Source organism: Acinetobacter sp. YH12106, assembly GCF_013418995.1.
Taxonomy (GTDB): domain Bacteria; phylum Pseudomonadota; class Gammaproteobacteria; order Pseudomonadales; family Moraxellaceae; genus Acinetobacter; species Acinetobacter pseudolwoffii.
The window spans coordinates 26,121-41,384 of the sequence record NZ_VPAV01000022.1 but is presented as its reverse complement, the minus strand read 5'-3'; the positions used below and the strand labels follow the sequence as shown (position 1 = coordinate 41,384).

Here is a 15,264-nt window from a genome sequence, read left to right as displayed (position 1 = left end):
TAATTCAAGTGAATTTGTTTGAAAGAAGAACTTTAAAAGCTTTATTTTCACCCGATAAAATACCCATAAAACAAGAGGAAGCTCAAATGAGCTTCCTCTTGTGAAAAATTGTGGGACAGCAATGGCCAAAGTGCTGCTTTTTTTATGCCTCATGTAATAGAACGGATTCCGGCTGTCCGCATAGGCTGAAAAAAATTACCAACTCGCACCACTTTTATTCAAGCTTGCTCTATTTTAGTGAGCAATTCTTATCATCATTGAACATAATGACGAACATTGCTAAATATTTTTAATTTTATAAATTTACATTTTTAATATTTAGACTTTACTTTTTTGTTTCATAAATTTACTTTTTTAATAAATATAGTTTACGTTTTTAATAAAGAAAACTTACATTAATGTACATTTATTTTTTTAAATTTAACAGGTCGAATTATTTTATTGTCGGGCTCATTTTTAATTTAAGAATAAAAGCGACCACGACGGCGACGCATGCCTAAAACATGAATAGCACGCACCAGAACCGCATAAGAAACTGCATAACCAAAGCGCTGTTCAAATATTGGAACCAAATCACTAATATTTTGAAATTTTAAAGATCTTACAAACACTTGAAATTCATTCCAATCTTTAATATGGCCCGGTGCGCCGCGATTTTTTACAGGTTTCTGGACCAAGTCGCCAGTTTCTTCTTCAAGGCGGATCCATGCATCCAGAGTCACCCGAGAGATGCCAAATTCTTTACAGACAGCCACCTTGTAATCGGTCTTTTTATACATCTGAATGGCTGCAATTCGAGTTTCTAAATTGTACTTTGGCATTTTTCATCCTCACTCAATTTATTTATATTTTTATTATATGGCATAGTCATTGCAATTGAACAAATAACGAAAATAAATAATGTTCAGGTGACATCAATGGAAAAAGCACAAGTTGCTTTCAAAAAAATGTCTTTGTGGCAGGTCGTGATCATTGGTGTGGCATATATGACCCCGATGGTTGTTTTTGATACCTTTGGGATTGTTTCCGGCATCACTGAGGGACGTGTTCCACTCGCGTATATCCTTGCCTTAGGTGCCATGCTGTTAACGGCATTCAGCTATGCGCGATTTAGTCGCCAGACAGAAAAACCGGGCTCGGCTTATACTTATACGGCGGAATCTTGCGGGCCGAAAGCCGGTTTCTTTGTTGGCTGGTGTGCCTTAATGGATTATATATTGCTGCCGCTCGTGAATGCTTTACTGGCCGGGATCTATTTGGAAGCCCTGATTCCAGGCGTGCCATATTGGGTGTGGGTCTGTATCTTTACCGGTTTGGTGACCCTGATTAACTGTTTCCGCATTAATATCTTGGCGAACTTAAGCCTGGTTTTTGTGGTGGCTCCCTTGATTTTAATGCTGCTGTTTATCTATCTGGTGATCAAGGGTATAGGTACGGAGCAAGGTTATCATTATGTCCTGACCATGACGCCATTATTGAACGGTGAAAGCAGTATATTGCCGTTAATTGCCGGGGCATCAATTTTATGTTTCTCGTTTCTGGGCTTTGATGCCGTGACGACGATGTCACACGAAACTAAAGACCCGAAAAAAAATATTCCACGTGCTGTAATGCTGACCACGTTGACAGGCGGGGTGATTTTCTTCTCGGCATCGTGGTTTATCCAGTTGTATTTCCCCAGCAATGTCCGCTTTAACAACCCCGATGAAGCATTGCCTGAAATTGTGATGTATGTCGGTGGGGCACTGTTTCAGGCGGTGTTCCTCTGCGCGCAAATCATGAATACCTTTGCTTCAGGTTTGGCGACTCATGCCAGTGCCTCGCGTTTAATCCATATCATGGGACGTGACGGAATTTTCCATAAAGGCACATTCGGTCAAGTGCATAACAAGTTGGGTACACCACTTTATGCCGTGCTGTTCATTGGCTTAACTTCACTCCTCGCCATCAGCCTTGATCTTGCGACAGTGGTGAGTATGGTGAGTTTTGGTGCCCTGATTGCCTTTACTGCAGTGAATTTCTCGGTATTTGTAAAATTCTTTGTTCAGGACAAACAGCGTCAAGGCTTAAAAAATATCTTCCTTAACTTGGTTTTGCCCCTGTTTTCGGTGGGCGTGATGTTGGGTTTATGGATCAACCTGGAAATGTCAGCCTTGATCTGTGGCTGTATTTGGCTCGCAGTAGGTGTGCTGCTCTATATGTATAAGCGTTTGCGTAAACAGAATATTGTGATTAGTAGTGCTTACTAAGATCGAATCAATTGTATTGAAGTAATAGTGAGAAGATGAAATGAATAAGCCAAAATTTATTGAAGATGTCGAGTTTAAAGCCAGTATTAATACACAGAGTGGCAAAGAGTGGAACTGGATTAATCCCAAACATGGCAATTTTGAACATCCTGCCAATTACTATGAAAGCTCACTCGAAACTGGGCATGCGTTTCCAGGTTTAAATGCCGATCTTGAATGTGATGTGGTGGTGATTGGTGGTGGGCTACTTGGAGCATCGACAGCACTCCATCTGTCTGAACATGGCATAGATACCATTTTGGTAGAAAAAAATCGCATTGGTGGCGCTGCTTCAGGACGTAATGGTGGACAGCTCACACCAGGGCTAGCGCGTTGGGAAGCGTCAGAAATGATTGAGCATTTCAGCTATGCAGATGCGAAAAAACTCTGGCACTTTAGCTCTACTGAAGCGATGTCTTTAATCGATGACATTGCAGCAAAATACCAACTTGAGCTACAGCGTAAACGTGGACATATTACCGCAGCAGTGCATGAAGGGCACTTGGTTGGTTTAACTCAAGGGGCAGATGCACGTAAATTTTTAGGTGAAGACCACACCAAAATTGTCGGTGAGCATGAGCTGAAACAGCATATTGCTTCAGAGAATTATTGTGGTGGTCTAATTGACTCGCTGGGGGGACATATCCATCCACTCGCACTGAACCGTGGACTGGTTTATGGCTTCTGCCAAAACGGTGGACAGGTGTTTGAGCAAACTGAAGTGGTGTCAGTAGAAGAGCGTGAAGATGGGATTTATGTCACGACCATAAGTGGCGTAGTAAAAGCGCGTAAGAGTGTGGTCATGGGCGTACATCATGCTTCGTTTAAACTGCTGCAAAAGAACAATCAGACCACAATTCCATTTTATACTTACGTATGTACCACCGCGCCTTTAGAAGTAAGTTTAAAAGAGCTATTGCCAACCGATGCGCCTGTCTACGACACCCAGTTCCAGATTGATTATTACCGGGGTGTGTCTCAAAACCGAATTTTATTTGGTGGTGAAGGGACAGGTTCGTGTTGGAGTCCTGAAAAAACCCATCAGTATTTGTTAGGTCGAATTCAGCATGTATTCCCACAATTAAAACAGGTTGAGCTGGATTTTGTCTGGAGTGGAACCACGGATCTGACCATAAATGGTGCAGCCGACAGCCGTAAATTTGGCCATAAATTCCCGATTTATGCCGTGCAAGGCTGGAGTGGGCATGGTGTGGCGCAAACGGTGCGTATCGGTAAAGCGATTGCAGATGATTTCTGTGGCAAGGCAGATGATTTCAATATGCTGACCACTATTCAGCATCAGGATATGTTGTTTGGTCGCACACTTGCCCCTGTGGTGATTCCAATTGCCAAAACTGCCTATGGACTGGGAGCACTGGTAAATCCGGGCAAGATGGTGTCTTTCTAAAATTAAATATAAAAAATTCCCCTTTCTTAAAAGGGGAATTTAGGGGGATTAAAAATAGGAAATTAAGTGATTTATTCTTTTACTTTCCGCTTTAAAAACTTCGGTTTCCATTCACTGGCAATTACGCCCAGTACCACCATCAATCCGCCCAACAGTGCCAGTGCAGGTAGGCGTTCTCCTGCAAGTCGGCCAAAAAGTGCTGCCCATACCGGTTCACCGGCATAGATAATTGCTGCCTGTGATGGAGCTACCCTACGTTGTGCCCAGTTCATAACCAGTTGAATCATCGCACTGGCAATGCCTAAACCGACTAAAATGCCTGCCAGATGCCAGTGAAATTCAGGTAGCTGAGATTCACCTAAAACAGGTGCAATCATAAAGCAGAACAAGGACGCAAAAATCAGTTGCAGCACTGTGACCCGGCGTACATTCACCTGCTCAGCAAAATAACTGATCAAAATAATCTCCAGGGCAATGGCAATGGAGCCAAGTAAAGTCAAAGTTTGTCCAAAACTGAGCTGAATTGCTGCAAAGCCATTACCAGTCAAAAACACTAACCCGATAAAGGCAAACAATGCCCCGATCCAGGTCATCACCTGTGGTTTTTGACCAAACAGCAGCCAGAGCAGGATTGGTACCAGTGGAACATACAAGGCGGTTAAAAAAGCAGACTCGCTGCTGCTAATCGTTTGCAATCCCACGGTTTGGGTGCCGTAACCGATGGCGATCATGATCCCAATCACCGCGCCGGCAATAATCTCCTTGAGGGTCATACCTTTTAAAGATTTTAATGAGATCAGGGTCACGGCAATGGCAGCTGCAGCAAAACGCAGCCCAACAAACATAATCGGACTGCTAAAATTCAGCCCGTATTGTACGGTAATAAAACTGCCGCCCCAGATCAGGGTAATCAGAATTAAAGCAAGCTGCGGAAGTTTGGCTGCCAGAGCGGGAGAGCGAAAAGTGGAGATGAGGGTCGACATATCAGGAGATCGGAAAATAACAAATAAAAAAGAGGTCCGAAGACCTCTTGTGCAGCAGGCTTAATTATAGCGCCTGTTGTTCATCTAGCAATAACTGCGCTTCACGCAGGCTTAATGTACCTTCGTAAATGGCACGACCAGTAATAGCACCTAGAATGCCCGGCTGATCTTTCAGGTTACGGACGTCATCCATATTGGTTACGCCGCCTGAAGCAATCACAGGTAAACCTGAATATTGTGCCAGATTTACGGTTTGCTCAATATTCACACCCTGCATCATGCCATCACGGGCAATGTCAGTATAGACAATGCTGGATACGCCCGCATCGGCAAAACGCTTGGCCAGATCTGTCGCTTTGACATCCGTCACATTGGCCCAGCCATCGGTTGCCACCATGCCATTCATGGCATCAATGCCGACAATGATATGACCCGCGAATTTTTTGCATGCTTCTTCCACAAATTCAGGATCCTGAACTGCTTTGGTACCAATAATCACAAAAGATACGCCTGCTTGCAGATAATGCTCGATGGTTTCCATCGAACGGATACCGCCGCCAATCTGGATCGGTAAATCTGGCTGCGCTCTGGCAATGGCTTCAACCACTGGCTTATGGATAGGCGTACCTGCGAAAGCACCGTTTAAATCCACTAAATGCAAGCGGCGAGCGCCTTCATTTACCCAATGCTGTGCTGTTGCGACCGGATCGTCAGAAAATACGGTATCGTCTTCCATACGACCTTGTTTTAAACGGACACATTTGCCATCTTTCAGGTCAATTGCAGGGATGATCAGCATGCTTTCGCTCCTTGCTTAATCTTTAGAATGAATTTGAGTGAGTTCATCTTAGCAAATAAAGTCGAAATTTCTAACTCTTAAACAGTATCAATAAAGAAAACCTGTCCGAAGACAGGTCGCAGTCAGGTAATTTATTTTTATCCTTTTAATGATTCAGCGACTGCGCATACGATCTGCTTTATTTTCACTGGCACACTGATTAGACATAGCTATAAGTTTGAGACAGATGGTCTAGTGAATTGACTTGGCCCAGCTGCGCTCCCAACTCATAAAGTCCCTGATTGACTGTACTGACAGTTTCACCCACTAAACCGACCACCGTACCTGCAACTGGCAGGCTGGTCGCGACGTCCGTGACCGGAACCAGGTCATTGAGCAGGGCATCCAGTGTGCCCGATACATCCTGAATTACGCCGCCGACACTGGCGACCGGATTTTCTAGGGTATTGTTAATCAGCTCAAGTGGATTGATTGCTGCCACATATTGTCCGGTTTCATCGACCAGACCACTTAGATTGCTGCCAGTCTGCCCAATCGCGGTCACCACATCACCCAGGATCGGTAAGTTAGCCAATGGAGCAGTCAATGGAGCCGTAGCGGCAAGCACACTGTCCAGAATGTCAGATACACCCCCTAGACCCTGACCCAGCAGATCAGTCGTACCATTCAAGGCAGTATTAACACCGCCTGCTAAGTCTCCTGCAATCCACTGGTCCGAGATGGCATGTACACCTGCGCTGACGCCACTGACCAGACCAGTGCTGACATTCAGGACGGTCGATAGCAGATCTCCGACAACGGGCAGTGCACCGAGCTGAGCGCTAAGAGGCGCAGTCAGATCCGATACGGTTGATACCACTTCATCTACCACGGTGATCACCGTTTTAGTCAGCACACCCAGTGCTGTCGTAATCCCTTGCAGTGCCAGACTCAGCACGCCACTGATTTTTTCATTCAATAAACTGAACATGTGTATTAACCCTCTAGAACATGCACATCCTGATCGGATGATGAATAAGATGGCTCATGTTTTAGCAAATTTTTTAATAAAAAACAGAACGGAGAAACTGCAAATAGATCATGAAAAATAAAGAAATTATAAAAAGTTGAATATATTCAAATTGCTAAGTTTGAAAATGGTTATTGTTTTAAAATGTAAATAAAATCAGTAAATTAATTTGAATTTTATGGTGCTTTTTGAGATTTTATGCCTCAAGATTGGGCATGATTCTATCTGAAGTTAAGTTCCAAGTTAAAGAGACGCTGAAAGTTGCTAAATACACTTGGAATGGGTATTTAAGCAGTCTTAATATTGCCAACTTTTGGGGCAGAATCTGATTTACACAAAGTTACATTGTTGCAGTGTGCTGAAGACATTAAAGCCTTGACGAAGGGCGTAGACGTAATTTCAGTGATGTATTCGGAATCTCTTTGGGGAGTAGATTTCGGCGCAGCAATTCTTCAAATACCAACACTGGCGCATAGGCATCTGCAGCTGCATAGTCAATCTGGGCTGCACTTAAGTTTTTGCTGGCCCAATTGGAAGTGCTAATCCGTTTCGATTTAGGAAAATTTAATCCAAATAACAGGGCGATGGCATTTTTCAGTCCGACCGGATTTTTTAGACCAAAATGACCAAAGCATTTCGACAGCTCAATCACGCTATTCAGTTCTATGCCTCGTTTACGAAACAGATGCGCATCATTTTTCAGGCCAAAACCAACCTTGATCTGATCACGATTGGCAAAAATTGGTGCAAGAAAAGCCCAGATGGCCGGGTTCATTTGAAATAAATAGGCTTTGTCTAGAGTGGCCAGCTGAATCAGATGTGGCCCGGTAGAGATTTCACCGACTTTAAAGGTCGGTTTAGATTCAGAATCAAAGCCAAATAGTGCGCAGCTTTTCAGCTCCTGTTCAACAGCCAGACATTGTTCCAGACTATGAATAAGTTGAATCTGCTGCATGGGAAGATTTTGAAATACAGGAAAGGCCTGAATCTGTTCTTTGCTCGGCAGTATTGTCGGCTGGAGCGCTTCCATAATTATCAATAGTTCACTGGGCTTGGGCACTCAGCTTAATTACTTTTCGACGTTTAAGCAAAAATAAAGCCTAGATTGACCAGCGGAATGAGGATCAGGAGCGACAAGGCCATCAGCATGTTCCAGCCAGATAAGACAGGCGGTCAAAACATCCATTTGGGCTTAAGGCTGATTCACGAGTGTGAGAGTATTGATACATTATTTTATTCCCATATGCTTTAATTATTGTTTAAATATAAGGGCTTGACTAAGCAGAATAATAATTCTAGTGACTAAGAAATAGTCATGATTCTGGCGGTAGATTAAGCTGAACGAATAAAAAAGCCCGCAATCTGCGAGCTTTTTAAGTGAAAGGAAAATCAGATTTTCCAGTCCACAAAGTTTTTCAGTAATTGCAAACCTGCGGTATGGCTCTTTTCCGGATGGAACTGGGTCGCGAACAGGTTTTCTTGATGAATCGCGGTACAGAACTCGATGCCATAGGTACAGCTGGCAGCCACCAGCTCTGAATCTTGTGGCTCGACATAGTAGCTATGTACAAAGTAGAACCGCGCATCCTGTTCAATATTGTTCCACATCGGATGGTCTGGATTGGCCTGATGTACCTGATTCCAGCCCATATGTGGCACTTTTAGACCGGCCATTTCCGGGAAATGCTTCACCGCACCTGCAAAAATACCCAGCGCATCTGTGCCGCCGTTTTCTTCAGAATGCTGCATCAAGGCCTGCATACCGACACAAATGGCCAGTACCGGCTTGTTAAATACCGCGTTACGGACCACTTCATCAATGCCGGCTTCGTGCATGCCTTGCATGCAGTCACGCATGGCGCCTACACCCGGAAAGACAATCTTGTCTGCCTGAGCAATCAGTTTTGGATCATTGGTGACATCCACCGTGGCACCGACATGTTCTAATGCTTTTGCCGCAGAGTGCAAATTTCCCATGCCATAATCAAGAAGGGCAATACGGGTCATTACAGCGTACCTTTGGTTGAAGCTACTGTGTTAGCCGCACGTGGATCGATTTCACAAGCCATACGCAGAGCGCGGGCAAAAGCCTTGAACGTACTTTCAATCTGGTGATGGCTGTTTTTGCCTTTCAGGTTATCGATATGCACCGTCATCAAGGAATGATTGACAAAGCCCTGGAAGAATTCAGAGAATAAATCCACATCAAAACGGCCGATCATGGCACGGGTAAATGGAATATCCATAAACAGGCCTGGACGACCGGACAGATCCACCACAACACGGCTTAAAGATTCATCGAGTGGTGCATAAAAGTGACCGTAGCGTTTCAGGCCTTTTTTATCGCCCAGCGCTTGTGCAAAAGCCTGACCCAAGGTAATACCACAGTCTTCTACGGTATGATGGTCATCAATTTCCAGATCGCCTTCACAATGAATATCAATATCAAACAAACCATGACGCTTGATTTGATCAATCATATGGTCTAAAAATGGAATACCCGTGTTTAAGGTGCCTTGACCAGTACCGTCGAGATTCAAACGAACTCGAATTTTGGTTTCGTTGGTATTTCTTACCACTTCACTGATACGATCTGTCATAGACACGTTCCTCAAATACGTCAAAATGATTGATGTAGAAAATATTTTCGCCGTGACGACGTCACTGCATATTAGATTGCTCAGGAGGGTTTATCAATGCCTATTACCGTACATGCTTATACTTCTTTAGAAAATGATGAAGTGCGCAGCCAGCTTGAGCGACTGTATGACACTAGCCCTGAATTTAGCGATGGGGCAGATGCCATGGAACAACTAGAGCAAAACCTTACACAGTATACCTCAGTTTATAGTGCAGAATTTAATACCAAGATTATCGGGGCAATCTGGTGCACCGGACAGGGAGAAAGCCGGATTCTGGAAAATATCGTGGTGCATCCGGCCAACCGCGGGCGTGGCGTTGCAGAAAGGCTGGTCAGTGAAGTCTGCCGCATGGAAGAAGAAAAAGGGGTCAAGAATTTTGTGCCGGGGTGTGGTGCCATCCATCGTTGTCTGGCCAATCTGGAAAAAATCTAAAAATAGATCAAGCAGTCGCAGCCTTCGGGCTGCTTTTTTGTAAATAAGACCGCAGATTTGTTTTATTGGTGAAGTCTTTGGTAAAAACTGTTTAATTTATGACTCAAATTGATGCGAGTTGATGGAAAAGTAAACATTTGATGAAAATTATTCTCTGCGCTCTTGACGATTTAAAGCTGAAACTGTTTAATACGCGACATCGGCGTGATAGCTCAGTAGGTAGAGCAACGGATTGAAAATCCGTGTGTCCCCAGTTCGATCCTGGGTCTCGCCACCATATTTTAAAACATTTTAAAGTTTTCAATCCCTGATCCCATCAGGGATTTTTTTTAGACCAAAATTCAGTCATTCAATTATTTTTTTTATAATTTTGATTGACTAATGCAGCCAGATACGGCTTAATACACCGCATCGGCGTGATAGCTCAGTAGGTAGAGCAACGGATTGAAAATCCGTGTGTCCCCAGTTCGATCCTGGGTCTCGCCACCATATTCAAAAAACCTCAAACATTGTTTGAGGTTTTTTTTCGCCTGTCATTTTGTCTTTCAGCTGAAAACAGTGGTTTTGCCTCACTATTCGGCTTTCAGACGATGAGTCTGTGCTCTGCTATTTCCGGGATGATTCACATGAGTTGCCATTCATCTGAGCAAGCATGAGTTATCCAATTAATCAATGTAATCTAGTAGATAAGAATATTGAAAATAGACTGGATCATCGTCAGTTGCAGTATTTGGGCCATCAATAATAGGGGAAAGGCAAACCAATGAATATCATGAAAATGTCTATATTCGGACTCATGCTCGGTGTTTACAGCATCGGAGCGCAAGCCGAGGACGAGCAAGCGGTGGTGATGCTACCAACCCTGACCGTGATGGCTGAACCTGAAATGAGTAATGAAACCGGCTATGTACCTTTTGTACAGGAAGAAAAGAATCTGCGTGCCTTACAGCATCAGGTGATTCGTGGTACCCGGGATGCAGAGAATTTTATGGTCAATCCTGATGTGGTGGCAAACCTCGAGATCCAGCCCATAAAAGCACCTGATTTAGATTCATTGTCACCGGCACTACAGCAGTACGTGCTCACCATTGCCCAGGGACTGCAATCCAGTGATCCAACCCAAGGGCTGTATACCATTCTGGAGAATTTTGGCATTGATCGGAGTAACAGCCTGCAGCCAGATCGCAATATGAAAATCCAGATCAATCTGGACAAGGTGAATATCGACCTGCTTGAAAATCACCTTAATGTACCTGCTGTCATACAATTACCGAAACAGCCCTGAAATACTGTCCAATGCTACCTATCCATCCCCGCCAGTCGGGGATTTTTTATTGCTAAAATTTACGGTAAAAGGAGCATTAATTTCTAATCGCCCGCTTAAAACCAGCTCGAAATATGCGCCAGTGATCAGGCTGACATGACCGTGTATCAATCCTCACAGTAATGCTGATCATATTTACACAAGTTTAAGGAACAATAAGGTATCTCCCCCTGAAATGAAGATGCGGAGGTTTTCCTTATGCGTCCCCTTAGCACAACTTTCCTTGTATTAATAAGCCTGTTTTCTGTGCTGCATCTGGTCAATGCACATGCCGCACCAGAATCTGTCACTTTACCGACACTGACCGTGATGGCAGACCGTGAATTGCGTGAAGAAACAGAGTTCATACTTCCCCTGCAACAACAATCCAGCCAGAAAAAAGCGTTAAAGATGCGGATGCTGAAGATTGAACGCGAATTGCAGGACTACACGGTTAATGCTGATTTCGCGGGTGATCTCGACATTCTACCTAGCAGCAATCCGGCACGACTGGATAGCCTGCCACCGGGGCTGCAACAGTATGTGCAGGCGATTGCGGATGGTTTACGCTCTGCTGACCCACGTGATGGTATTTATCTGATGCTGGTGCCATTTGGTATTAACCGTAATGCAACTTCGGTTCAGGCTGCCCGAGAACAATTCAACCTGAATAATATTGACCGGACGCTGCTGAATGAATGGTGTGCTGCGAATGGTTGCTAGATAAAGTCAAACGATACAGCGTGAGTTTAAAACAGGATTTCGATCTGATTTCCTTTTGGAACAGTCCGTGCCTTTGCAGAGGTTTTGTATAGAAGAATTGATTTATGCTTAAAAAATAAGCATATTGATAAAAAGGAAATCTATACATAACTTGCAGCAGGGGAGCATGTGCATGCCGCGTGTTTTTATGATTTTAGCCGCTGTGACACTGGCAATTTTTATCGGACTGTTTTATCAAAACTCTGCCCAGAAAAAACATCAGGCTGATTTGCTCGAATATGAAACTGTGCTTGAAGAAAAGACCGAGAGCATTGCGCAGCAAGCGCAGGACTGGTCTAAACCGATTCAGCTTGAGCTTGAGGATGATCGTCTGGATGGGGACTATGCCATCATGGCCGAATTTATGCTGGGTCAACTACGGGACAGTGCCGAGGAGCGCAATCAGTATCTACGCGACCTGAAAGCGGCCAACTGGCAGAATTTTCTGGATATTGACCGTCTGGCCAAGGATCAGGCACAAGACTATAAAGAAACCGAAGCCATGCTCAAGCAAGTGCATCAAATTGTGAACAGCTATCAGCAGCAAATTCAGCAGCGTGATGCCGAGCTGATCAATAAGGCACAGCAACTGGATATTAAAAACCGTTATCGCCAGCAGCTGACCGCGAACCTGCAAGCCGATCAACAGCAAAGTAATGCCCATGCGATCTTTGAGATTGAGAAACAAAGTCTGGCCAAGGCAGATGCCTTATTTGCCGTATTGAAAAAGCATAAATGGCAAAAGAAAAATAAAACTTTCATGTTTTATGAAGATAAAGCAGTGAAAGAGTTTAATGCGCTGTATAAAGAAATATTAAATCTGAATAAACAGATGCAACAGATTGCGACAGCAAACCAGAAAGCGGTTGAAAACAAGTTATAACCCTGTAGGCAATCACAGGATTGCCACATGACTGTCATCTGCTGTTCAAACTCAGTGCTTAAATTGAATGTGTCGCACAGATCACGACATAACATTTAAGCAGGTGAGTCATGCAAACAATTCAGGTTTTTGCTGATATTCAGCAGGTGTACGGTGAGTTTGTCGCAAATAAAATATGTCCAAAACTACAAAGTCTGAATAATGAGGGCAGGAGCCGATTTTTCTTGAATCAATATTTCAAGCTGATCGAGGACTGGCACTATACCGAACAGATTGTGATTCAGTTTAATCAGCAATATTTCAGTCTGGATCTGGAAGGCGCGCCGGATTTTATGGATCAGGAAAATTATATGCGCTGGCTACAATCAGAACTATTGCATTAATCCAGTCACCCTATTCATTCTCTGGCTAAACTCAAGCTGTCGATCGAGGCAGCTTTTTTATTTTCCAGATTTGGTCTGCATCTTGCTGCTGTATTGGCACAGCGTAAATAAGCGCTGATTCCAATTCCGGCCTGAACCAGCTATGCTGAAATGAATAAAACCGTCGCTATAAGCATGACAGGCGGCGCATGCATGAGATGGAGGGCGATATTGATGCAAGAACTGATTTGTTATAAGCAACTTCCGGTCTGGACAGAAAAGAGTATTCCTCAGGGCTTCAAGAATCAGCACAATACCAAAGCAGGGACTTGGGCCAAACTGACGTTACTTAAAGGTGAGCTGCGTTTTGCCATGCTGGAAGCATCCGGTGCGGTGCAATCTGAACATGTATTTACACCAGAACAGCAACCGCCATTTATTGAACCTGAGGCTTGGCACAAGATTGTTTCTGCCAGTGAGGATGTCGAATGCCAGCTGCGTTTTTATTGCCGGCCTGAAGATTACTTCATCAAAAAATATCAGTTGAATCCTACCCATTCTGAAGTACTGGCTGCCATGCCCTATTTAAAGGGTGGCCGTGCGCTGGATGTCGGTTGCGGTACAGGACGTAATGCGCTGTATTTAAGTCAGAATGGTTTTAATGTCGATGCCTGGGATGTCAATGAAAACAGTTTGCAGACCTTAAGACAGATTGTGCAGACGGAGCACATTGATCACGTGCAGATCCAGCGCCGTGATCTCAACACAGATACCAGCATTACAGGCCAGTATGACTTCATTTGCTGCACCGTGGTGATGATGTTCCTCGAGGCGAAAACCATTGCACCCTTGATTGCGCAGATGCAGCAGGCCACCGTGCCGGGTGGTTATAACCTGATTGTTTGTGCGATGGATACGCCAGAGATTCCGGTACAGCCCGATTTTCCATTTAGCTTTAAGCCGGGCGAGTTACGGGCTTATTATGAGGACTGGAAGATTGTGAAATACAATGAAGATATTGGTGAGCTGCATCGGGTGGATGCGCAGGGCCAACGGATTAAACAGCATTTTGCGACCATGTTAGCGCAAAAGGTCGAATAAGTGCTTTAAGCTGCTGTTAAACTCTTGAATTAAAATGAGAGTGTTCAAAACAAAAAAAGATGTCGTAATGACATCTTTTTTATGCTTTTAAAAAGCTTAAGCCGCTTTTTTAAACCAAGAGAACCAGCCTTTTTTCTCAGCTTTTACGTCTGCTTGAGCAGCTTCGGCTTTCTCAGCAGCCGCGTCTTTTACTTCAGCAGCAGTTTCAACAGTTGCGTCTTTTGCTTCTGCTACTTCTGTTTTTGCAGCTTCAACTTGTTGTTCTGCGGTTGCTTGTGCAGTTTCTACTTGAGCAGTTGTTTCAGCTTTTACTGTTTCAACTTTCGCTTCAGTTGCTTGTTTTGCATCTGTAGCAGTGGCTTGAGCAGCTTCAACTTTTGCTTGCACAGGCGCAACCGCTTCTGTAGCAACAGTTTGAACTGTAGTGGTTGTAGCAGCAGGTGCTACTTGAGCTTCAGTTGCCATTGCAGATGCAGAAGTTGCTACGATTGCAGTCGCAAGCATTGTTTTAAGCATGTTCATATAAACCCCTTAAGGAAGTAGGAAAAAAGAGGCTTGATCATACACAGATAAAATTTAAGCGATTCATAATTAAGATTTTAATGGTGGAAAAATAAACCAATTTTACAAAGGGATAACATTCTAGTTTAAATAAAAAAGCTCCGAAGAGCTTTAACTAATGACATAAAGTTTTGGTCGAGGTTTAGATTCTTCATATTTAATTAAAGAATCAAATGTTAGTTCATTAAAGTCTTTTTCAGATATACGAATTTCATCGAGCATTTTCTGCTTACTAAATTTTGGATCTGAAGCTAATGTTAAAATTAATTTAGGAAGCATTACGCTTTCATCACGGTGAGTTTCGTTAGGCTCATTAATATGATAACCTAAGGTATTAATTTTCATAGAGTTACTTCGATAAAACCAATCTGTTATACGTTGCAATTTATGCGATTTATAATTTATAGCCTTTAAAGATGTTCGTCATACTTTCTTATAGTCGATCATATTTTCAATCGTTAAATAAGAAGGAACTGTACTTAAAAAACCTTCAGTAGGCATTAAAAATTCTGAAGCAAACTTATCTGCTTCAGTTTCTAAAATACGATTGTCTACTTCATTGCGGACATATTTATTATGTGTGTGCATAACGGTGTGGCCTAATTCATGCGCACAATCGAATCTTACCCGTTCGGCAGATTTTGTATCATTCAAAAAAATAAACGGTGAGCCTGATTCATCATCAAAAAAAGAAAGGGCATCAATTTCTTTTTTTTGTATAAAAAACCCCG

Annotated in this window: 16 protein-coding genes, 2 tRNA genes and 1 pseudogene; 10 read left to right on the top strand and 9 right to left on the bottom strand. The window is 43.4% G+C overall.

Going from position 1 to position 15,264, the window contains the following annotated elements; all coding sequences use genetic code 11:
• Nucleotides 1-461: 461 nt before the first annotated feature.
• Entirely contained in the window at nt 462-821 is a 360-nt protein-coding gene (locus tag FTU45_RS12900; RefSeq protein ID WP_005095181.1) for a helix-turn-helix domain-containing protein, read from the bottom strand.
• A 96-nt stretch (nt 822-917) separates the two neighbouring features.
• On the opposite strand from FTU45_RS12900, the gene FTU45_RS12895 reads away from it, so the two are divergent.
• Nucleotides 918-2,249, top strand: a complete 1,332-nt coding sequence (locus FTU45_RS12895) for an APC family permease (protein ID WP_180076515.1) — start codon at nt 918-920, stop codon at nt 2,247-2,249.
• A gap of 40 nt (nt 2,250-2,289) precedes the next feature.
• A complete protein-coding gene (locus tag FTU45_RS12890) occupies nt 2,290-3,696 on the top strand; it encodes an FAD-binding oxidoreductase (RefSeq protein ID WP_180076514.1) in 1,407 nt (468 codons plus the stop codon).
• 71 nt (nt 3,697-3,767) lie between these two features.
• Here the strand turns inward: FTU45_RS12890 and FTU45_RS12885 are convergent, their stop codons facing one another.
• The 6 genes from FTU45_RS12885 to hisB all read right to left on the bottom strand — a co-directional run bounded on the left by FTU45_RS12885 (nt 3,768) and on the right by hisB (nt 9,087).
• On the bottom strand, nt 3,768-4,679 hold the full coding sequence (locus FTU45_RS12885) for a DMT family transporter (protein WP_074383905.1): 912 nt from the start codon (nt 4,677-4,679) through the stop codon (nt 3,768-3,770).
• A 64-nt stretch (nt 4,680-4,743) separates the two neighbouring features.
• Nucleotides 4,744-5,478 (bottom strand): 1-(5-phosphoribosyl)-5-[(5-phosphoribosylamino)methylideneamino]imidazole-4-carboxamide isomerase, encoded by a 735-nt coding sequence (gene hisA, locus FTU45_RS12880; protein ID WP_074383906.1) that lies wholly within the window; start codon nt 5,476-5,478, stop codon nt 4,744-4,746.
• 199 nt (nt 5,479-5,677) lie between these two features.
• A complete protein-coding gene (locus tag FTU45_RS12875) occupies nt 5,678-6,448 on the bottom strand; it encodes a hypothetical protein (RefSeq protein ID WP_074383907.1) in 771 nt (256 codons plus the stop codon).
• A 406-nt stretch (nt 6,449-6,854) separates the two neighbouring features.
• Entirely contained in the window at nt 6,855-7,517 is a 663-nt protein-coding gene (locus FTU45_RS12870; RefSeq protein WP_074383908.1) for a 3'-5' exonuclease, read from the bottom strand.
• A gap of 359 nt (nt 7,518-7,876) precedes the next feature.
• A complete protein-coding gene (gene hisH / locus FTU45_RS12865; protein WP_100354903.1) occupies nt 7,877-8,494 on the bottom strand; it encodes an imidazole glycerol phosphate synthase subunit HisH in 618 nt (205 codons plus the stop codon).
• Nucleotides 8,494-9,087 carry an imidazoleglycerol-phosphate dehydratase HisB gene (hisB, locus tag FTU45_RS12860; RefSeq protein WP_180076513.1) on the bottom strand — a complete coding sequence of 198 codons (594 nt, stop codon included), beginning with the start codon at nt 9,085-9,087 and terminating at the stop codon, nt 8,494-8,496. The genes hisH and hisB overlap by 1 nt, the downstream gene beginning before the upstream one ends.
• A gap of 96 nt (nt 9,088-9,183) precedes the next feature.
• Between hisB and FTU45_RS12855 the strand changes: the two genes are divergently transcribed.
• The 8 genes from FTU45_RS12855 (at nt 9,184) to tehB (ending at nt 13,972) form a co-directional block, all read left to right on the top strand.
• Complete coding sequence (locus FTU45_RS12855) at nt 9,184-9,561, top strand: GNAT family N-acetyltransferase (protein ID WP_005095200.1); 378 nt, start codon at nt 9,184-9,186, stop codon at nt 9,559-9,561.
• Nucleotides 9,562-9,762: 201 nt separating this feature from the next.
• Nucleotides 9,763-9,838 (top strand) — tRNA-Phe (locus tag FTU45_RS12850).
• A 136-nt stretch (nt 9,839-9,974) separates the two neighbouring features.
• Nucleotides 9,975-10,050 (top strand) — tRNA-Phe (locus tag FTU45_RS12845).
• Nucleotides 10,051-10,333: 283 nt separating this feature from the next.
• Nucleotides 10,334-10,846: a hypothetical protein gene (locus FTU45_RS12840; protein WP_257224041.1), complete on the top strand. Its 513-nt coding sequence runs from the start codon at nt 10,334-10,336 to the stop codon at nt 10,844-10,846.
• A 237-nt stretch (nt 10,847-11,083) separates the two neighbouring features.
• A complete protein-coding gene (locus tag FTU45_RS12835) occupies nt 11,084-11,587 on the top strand; it encodes a hypothetical protein (RefSeq protein ID WP_180076511.1) in 504 nt (167 codons plus the stop codon).
• 172 nt (nt 11,588-11,759) lie between these two features.
• Nucleotides 11,760-12,509 (top strand): hypothetical protein, encoded by a 750-nt coding sequence (locus FTU45_RS12830; protein ID WP_180039569.1) that lies wholly within the window; start codon nt 11,760-11,762, stop codon nt 12,507-12,509.
• A gap of 110 nt (nt 12,510-12,619) precedes the next feature.
• Nucleotides 12,620-12,892 (top strand): hypothetical protein, encoded by a 273-nt coding sequence (locus FTU45_RS12825; protein WP_005095207.1) that lies wholly within the window; start codon nt 12,620-12,622, stop codon nt 12,890-12,892.
• 213 nt (nt 12,893-13,105) lie between these two features.
• Nucleotides 13,106-13,972, top strand: coding sequence for an SAM-dependent methyltransferase TehB (gene tehB / locus FTU45_RS12820; protein ID WP_180076510.1), 867 nt, complete (start codon nt 13,106-13,108; stop codon nt 13,970-13,972).
• 96 nt (nt 13,973-14,068) lie between these two features.
• Here tehB and FTU45_RS12815 read toward each other — a convergent pair whose 3' ends face one another.
• Complete coding sequence (locus FTU45_RS12815) at nt 14,069-14,494, bottom strand: hypothetical protein (protein WP_180076509.1); 426 nt, start codon at nt 14,492-14,494, stop codon at nt 14,069-14,071.
• A gap of 150 nt (nt 14,495-14,644) precedes the next feature.
• Nucleotides 14,645-15,244 (bottom strand): annotated as a pseudogene (locus FTU45_RS15590) (ImmA/IrrE family metallo-endopeptidase); the annotation flags it as partial.
• Nucleotides 15,245-15,264: the final 20 nt, after the last annotated feature.

Coding starts and splice junctions, on each gene's coding strand:
- FTU45_RS12895 (WP_180076515.1), top strand. CDS start 918: ATGGAAAAAGCACAAGTTGCTTTCAAAAAAATGTCTTTGTGGCAGGTC.
- hisA (WP_074383906.1), bottom strand. CDS start 5,478: ATGCTGATCATCCCTGCAATTGACCTGAAAGATGGCAAATGTGTCCGT.
- hisH (WP_100354903.1), bottom strand. CDS start 8,494: ATGACCCGTATTGCCCTTCTTGATTATGGCATGGGAAATTTGCACTCT.
- FTU45_RS12870 (WP_074383908.1), bottom strand. CDS start 7,517: ATGGAAGCGCTCCAGCCGACAATACTGCCGAGCAAAGAACAGATTCAG.
- FTU45_RS12840 (WP_257224041.1), top strand. CDS start 10,334: ATGAAAATGTCTATATTCGGACTCATGCTCGGTGTTTACAGCATCGGA.
- FTU45_RS12890 (WP_180076514.1), top strand. CDS start 2,290: ATGAATAAGCCAAAATTTATTGAAGATGTCGAGTTTAAAGCCAGTATT.
- FTU45_RS12835 (WP_180076511.1), top strand. CDS start 11,084: ATGCGTCCCCTTAGCACAACTTTCCTTGTATTAATAAGCCTGTTTTCT.
- FTU45_RS12875 (WP_074383907.1), bottom strand. CDS start 6,448: ATGTTCAGTTTATTGAATGAAAAAATCAGTGGCGTGCTGAGTCTGGCA.
- FTU45_RS12815 (WP_180076509.1), bottom strand. CDS start 14,494: ATGAACATGCTTAAAACAATGCTTGCGACTGCAATCGTAGCAACTTCT.
- hisB (WP_180076513.1), bottom strand. CDS start 9,087: ATGACAGATCGTATCAGTGAAGTGGTAAGAAATACCAACGAAACCAAA.
- tehB (WP_180076510.1), top strand. CDS start 13,106: ATGCAAGAACTGATTTGTTATAAGCAACTTCCGGTCTGGACAGAAAAG.
- FTU45_RS12855 (WP_005095200.1), top strand. CDS start 9,184: ATGCCTATTACCGTACATGCTTATACTTCTTTAGAAAATGATGAAGTG.
- FTU45_RS12830 (WP_180039569.1), top strand. CDS start 11,760: ATGCCGCGTGTTTTTATGATTTTAGCCGCTGTGACACTGGCAATTTTT.
- FTU45_RS12825 (WP_005095207.1), top strand. CDS start 12,620: ATGCAAACAATTCAGGTTTTTGCTGATATTCAGCAGGTGTACGGTGAG.
- FTU45_RS12885 (WP_074383905.1), bottom strand. CDS start 4,679: ATGTCGACCCTCATCTCCACTTTTCGCTCTCCCGCTCTGGCAGCCAAA.
- FTU45_RS12900 (WP_005095181.1), bottom strand. CDS start 821: ATGCCAAAGTACAATTTAGAAACTCGAATTGCAGCCATTCAGATGTAT.